The following is a 5,939-nucleotide window of genomic DNA, read 5'->3' as shown; positions in this document are numbered from 1 at the left end:
GGCGAGACGGAGACGTTCGAAACATCGATCACGTGGTGGAAGGAAGACCCGGGCAGACTCCTCGTCCATCGTTGGTCGGTATGTGATCCGCCAGCGGAATTGGTGTTACGATCTATCGAGATGAGCGAAGTCGTAATAGGAAACATCCCGTTATAGTCGGCCCTTCACCGACAGCTGTTGTTAATCCAGTTGATAACGGTTATCGGGTCTTCTAGAACGGTATACTCTATCCATGTATAATAGTCCATATTTACCGGACACTATTAATATCGCGCCGTGCTATTTCACAGTTGTACTCAAAATTACACTCATACGGATGTAATGGATATTTATACTCTCACTCCGAAAACAGAGGATACGTAATAATGATACAATATACCTGGACAAGGTGATGAAGTAGGTGAGCAATCCGAATATCTAGCGATAATCATCTAAGTATGAATCACTGATTTCGGTCTCGAGGTCGTTGACGTACTCTCTCAAAATTTCCGGCAGTTCGCTGGTATACCGTTTGTTCGTGAATCGATACTTCGGACCGATGATGGCGATCGCACCGAGAACGCTCCCATCAGGACCGGTCACACGTCGCCCAACTTCTCTAAGGCCGTCAACATACTCTTCGTCGGCGAATGCAACGCCTCGGTCACGAATCACTTCCAGTTCTTGGAAGAACTCGTTCTGATCCGTGATGGTGTGTGCTGTCTGTTTGGGAAGTCCCCAGTCATCCAGTACCACCTCGACACGCTCATCAGGAAATTCGGCGAGAATTGCTTTGCCAGTTGCAACGCTGTGGAGATAATAGTAGATTCCAGCTGAACTAGGCGTGGTAGAGATATGCCGTTCCTTAGTTGGAAAGTGGCTATCCGGATGGAAGGATTCATGGACGAGAATGCCGCGATTATCGTTCTCAACAACGAATTCGACCTCTTCGTCGGTTCGATCAGAAAGGTCTGTTACGGTCTGCTTCGCCAGCGTGTATGCCTTCTTGCGTGAGCGTGCATATTCCCCGTGATTGAGGAATCGTAATCCGATGTGATATACCGTACCCTCCTTCGTGAGATACCCTTCTTCAAGAAGGGTCTTGAGGTGGAGGTGAACCGTACTTCTCGCTATCTCTAACTCCGCAGTGAGTTCATCGAGCGTTGCCCCACCTAATGTTTGAATCGTATCGATTACGTCTAGTGACCGTTCTGTGGTTTTCGCTGTCTGCTTTGTCATAGCTCCCTGTACCGGCTGAATCAATATAATGGTTCGGTTATCTCGGACTATTAAGCTATCCGGCACTGCCTCCTACTGCGATCCTACGCCGAAAACGGTAGTGAAAGTGCCCTCATAGGTAGTCTGGGAACATCAACGCTTATTATCACGCTAGGTCAAATTCAATACGTGTCGTCTGCCGAAGTCACATCCAATCTGAAAGACGCCGCTGTGGGATTGTTAACCCCGTTCGACGACGCAGATACGGACGAGATACTGTTAGCGGAGCTGTCGGCGACGACCGACTGGCTCTACGACGAGGGCATCCGGCTCTTTCTGGCGGGTGCTAACGTCAGCGAGTACCACTCGCTGTCCCGCAGGGAGCGGATCGATGTCGTCCGCGTTCCCTGCGAGACGCTTCCCGCGGACGCGACCGTCCTCGCGGGTGTCGGCGGGAGCACGAAGACCGTGATCGACCTCGCGCGGACCCACGAAGAAAACGGCGCGGACGCGATCATGGTGATGCCGCCCCACCATACGTTCAAACACGAGCACGGCGTCGCCGACTACTACGGCCGAATCGCCGACGCCATTGACGTCGGCATCGTCCCCTATCTCCGGGGGTTCGAGGTCACGGTCGGGCTCGTAGAGGCGATCGCCGACCACGAGAACGTCGCCGGGATCAAGTGGGCGATCCCCGACATCGAGCTGTTCGCCGAATGCGTCGCGACAGTTGAGAGCGATGTCGTCTGGATCTGTGGGATGGCCGAACCGCTTGCACCCGCCTACTACTTGGAGGGCGCCGAGGGCTTTACCGCGGGCGCGACCAACGTCGAGCCCCGCCTGGGACTGGCGATCTTCGACGCCCTCGAGGCGGGGGACATCGAACGGGCCCGCGACCTCCGCGATCTCGCCCAGCCGTTCATGAACCTCCGGAGCGAACCGGGCGCGGATAACGTCTACCCCAGTGCCAACAGCGTCCCTGTGCTCAAATCCGGTCTCGAGTGTGCCGGCCGATACGGCGGTCCCGTCCGGGAGCCCCTCGTTGAACTCACCGACGAGGATCGGGAGCGCGCCGAACGGGCCTACGATCACATCCAGGACGGCCTCCGGAAGTACCTGCCGGCCCACCCGGAACAGTAGCAACAGCGTGGTTGCGATGGGGCTTTGAGAATTGACTGAGTCGATCATTTGTCCGTCGGAATCGACCAACAGGATCTGATGTTGAGCCCGATGATGTCGCCTACCTGTGTCACGAATTCCGTAGGTTATCATGTATCCGGTTTTCAGAGATCGAAATGCCCACCCCTCTCCAAGACTCCGGTTTTGGACTAGAGGGACGATGGTGTACTGCTGTTCTGCGATGCTCTTCCGCTCCCGATGGGAACGGGTAGGCAACGAGTCGTTAGACCAACGATCTCGTCGGCTCGGATGACAGAAACATAAAAAATCCTTTTGTCCAGGGCTGTCGCGTAAATCGGTTACTTGGCGCCGACACTGGGTGCTGTTTTGATTGTCTGCTTCCTATTTGTTCGTAGAGATAGGGACCTATTGTATTCTCCGACGTCGGACTGGGCGATCTCGCTGGTCTCCGCAACCAGCATCTTGAATTACCTCTCTATCATCGCAGTTGAGGGACATAAGATTCAGAATATAGTTCAAAATACCACATGAATGTTGGTAATATTATTGATGAAATTTTGAAATGATTAAACAAGATAAAAAAGCGGGAAGAGGAAGACCCAGACGATGTCGACGAAGTGCCAGTAAATTCCAAAGAACTCGACCGGACGGGGGTCCTCGAGATAGGCGTCGATCGTGATCACGCGGTAGATCATGAAGCCGGCGATGAATAATCCAAACAGGATGTGAATTCCGTGGAGACCGGTCGTGACGAAGTACATCGAGTACTGAAGGTCGGTAAACCAGAAGATGCCGTGACTGAATTCGTAGCTCCACTCGTAGGCCTTCACGCCCATGAACGCCAGTCCCAGCAGGACGGTCGTTCCAAGCGTGGCCAACAGACCAGTCTTGTTCTTCCGTTCAGCCATCACAAGCGCGAGGATGACCGTGAAACTCGACGTGAGAAGGATATAGGTGTTGAGGAGACCGAGTTCGGTAAACGGCGGGACCGGATCCCAGCTGCCCCAGCCCGCGTAGATTCGCATGAAGAGGTACGCGCCGATGAACCCACCGAAGACGATGACGTCCGATGCCAAGAAGAACCAGACGCCGAGCTTCGTGTTACCGACGTTCTCGAAGGGCCACCGCTCGGCGATCGCCATCGTCGGCGCAGTAAAGCGCTCGCGGCCGAACTCGAAGAGCGTGTACGCTAGGGTCACCAGGCCGACGACGGTGATCCCCGAGTAGAGATAGCTCACGTTGGCCGTGAGACCCGAGCTCTCGGCGTACTCGGGGTCGAGTGACTCAACCAACGCCGCGACTGTCCCGGTCATTCCGGAGGCCCCAAGAAGGGTAACAAAGATTCCGAGACCGATGCCGAATGGCCAGATACTCGCGTGGTCTACGTGTTCCTCGTCGGCGGTTGCATAGCTGTGGATGGGGTCGCGCTCGAGAGGGATCGCGACGTCGGCAGTCCCACCACCGTCAGTCGCTGGTGTGTCGTCGACAAACTCGAGGCGGCCGCTAGCATAGGAGGGACGCCCGGGCCAGTTCTCCAGGGGTGGGGGCGAGGGAATCGCCCACTCTGCCGTCCGAGAGAACTCCCAGGGATTGTCCGGGGCGTCGGGCCCAGAGATCAGGCTCTTCCCGAACGTGTAGAACATTATCAAGAACGAACTCCCAAGGACAAATGCGCCGATGGTCGCCATCTGATGGTAGATCTGCATGCCCTCGGCGTAGTGAAACACCCGACGAGGGGTTTCCCAGGCGAGGAACATCGGAAAGTACAGCAGGTTGAACCCGATGAAGTAGATCGAAAAGTTAATTTTTCCTAACATTTCCGAATACATTTTCCCAGTCATCTTCGGCCACCAGTAGTAGAAGCCGCCAATCAGCGCCGTCACCCCCGAGACCATCACGTAGTGGAAGTGGGCGACGACCCAGTAGGTGCCCCTGAACTCGTAGTCGAGCACGACTGCGCCGAGGAACACGCCCGTAATGCCCCCGAGGATGAAGAGGACGAGCGCGCCCAGGCTGAAGAGGAACGGGGTGGTAAAGCGGACGCGGCCCTTGACCATCGTGTAGATCAGCGAGAAGACCATCAGGTCGAACGGCAGCGAGATCCCGATCGTCGTCGCCATGAACAACGTCTTGATCTCGAGGTTGATCGTCGTCAAGAACATGTGATGCATCCAGACCAGGAACGACTGGACGGCGACCAATACCATCGCAATGATAACCCACTTCCGGCCGACGACTCGTCGGCCGGTGAACGTCTGGAACGTCTCGAACATGATCCCCAACGCGGGGAAGAAGACGATGTACACCTCCGGATGACCGAAGAACCAGAACAGGTGTGCCCACAAGAGGCTCGAGCCCTGGTCAGTCACGAAGTACTGGGTCAGCAGGATCTTGTCAGTTACGAGCAAGAGCAGCGCTGCGAGCAGCGCTGCGAACGCAATAAGCATCATCCAGACCGTAAGCAGCCACGACCAGGTGAACAGGGGGATGTTCCAGAGACCCAGTCCCTCCGCCCGGGAGCGGTGGATCGTCGTCAAGAAGTTGACTGTCCCGACGGTGATCGAGACGACGAACAGGGTCAGCGCGACAATCGCAGCGGTTCCACCCGTGGTTGCTTGAACCGCGGGCGTGTACATCGGGACGTTGAGCGGAGCATACATCGTCCAGCCTCCCTCGAACGTCCCTCCCTGGAAAAAGGAGATAGCGAGCAAGATCCCTGAGAAGAGGTAGAACCAGTAGCTCAAGGCGTTCAATCGAGGGAAGGCGAGGTCCTTCGCGCCGATCTGGAGCGGGACAAGGTAGTTCGCAAAACCCGTCGCGACCGGCGAAAGGAACCAGAATACCATCACTAAGCCGTGGATGGAGACCGCCTGATTGAAGGCGCTGCCCGAGAGGATGGTCCCGCCCGGAACCCAAAGCTGGACCCGGAAGAGCAAGGCGAGGACGCCCCCGAAGATCAGGAAGAAAAGCGCCGTCACGAGATAGAGGATCCCGACGTCCTTGTGGTTGGTCGTCACCAGCCAGCGTTTGATCGACGTCCTCGGCGGTAAATGCTCAGCCATTGGTCCTTATACTTCTTGGTGTTTTCGTCGTTGTTTCTTCTCCTTATACATCATTGTTTATTATTAAATAGAATTGGTGTAGTTTTGATTGTCATCCACTTTCCAGTAGATCCTGTGCCCAATTTGGAGGTCTTTCTGTAGCGTATTAAATCCCTATGGAAATAATAATAGAATATTATTTTTACCAATATTATTCTATTAATTTATATTAAATTTAGTTTATTATTTAGTATTGCGTTGAATTTAGTTTGATAGTGGGATCCGCTCTTACTCAGCGTGGCGAAGAACACCGACGACGAAGCAATCGATAAGCCCATGAACGGGTGCTCCGGCAAGGTTCAACGACCGAAGGAATCCGTAGGTGCGAGCGGCCTGCTCCAAGCCCGAGTGATTGGCGTAACCTTTGAGCGCATCCGTCTTTAGCTAAGAGAAGAACCGCATGACAGCGGCGGCTTATCGGAGCTACTTTTCGGACGGATTGAGGAGGCAACGAGTGTGTCCAACGAAGCCTCCTCACAGGATGTTGAACGTCGGCTC

The 5,939-nt window shown here is 54.8% G+C and carries 3 protein-coding genes and 1 pseudogene; 1 reads left to right on the top strand and 3 read right to left on the bottom strand.

What is annotated here, in order from left to right:
* Nucleotides 1-417: 417 nt before the first annotated feature.
* Entirely contained in the window at nucleotides 418-1,218 is an 801-nt protein-coding gene (locus DVH23_RS22915) for an IclR family transcriptional regulator (protein ID WP_114579655.1), read from the bottom strand.
* Nucleotides 1,219-1,386: 168 nt separating this feature from the next.
* On the opposite strand from DVH23_RS22915, the gene DVH23_RS22910 reads away from it, so the two are divergent.
* Entirely contained in the window at nucleotides 1,387-2,340 is a 954-nt protein-coding gene (locus DVH23_RS22910; RefSeq protein ID WP_198668085.1) for a dihydrodipicolinate synthase family protein, read from the top strand.
* 566 nt (nucleotides 2,341-2,906) lie between these two features.
* Here the strand turns inward: DVH23_RS22910 and DVH23_RS22905 are convergent.
* Nucleotides 2,907-5,402, bottom strand: coding sequence for a cbb3-type cytochrome c oxidase subunit I (locus DVH23_RS22905; RefSeq protein WP_114579653.1), 2,496 nt, complete (start codon nucleotides 5,400-5,402; stop codon nucleotides 2,907-2,909).
* Nucleotides 5,403-5,669: 267 nt separating this feature from the next.
* Nucleotides 5,670-5,786, bottom strand: a pseudogene (locus tag DVH23_RS22900) (IS1595 family transposase); the annotation flags it as partial.
* Between the last annotated feature and the right edge of the window lie 153 nt (nucleotides 5,787-5,939).

It is taken from the genome of Saliphagus sp. LR7, from assembly GCF_003344565.1.
Lineage (GTDB): Archaea > Halobacteriota > Halobacteria > Halobacteriales > Natrialbaceae > Saliphagus > Saliphagus infecundisoli.
This window is presented reverse-complemented; position numbering and strand designations above follow the sequence as displayed.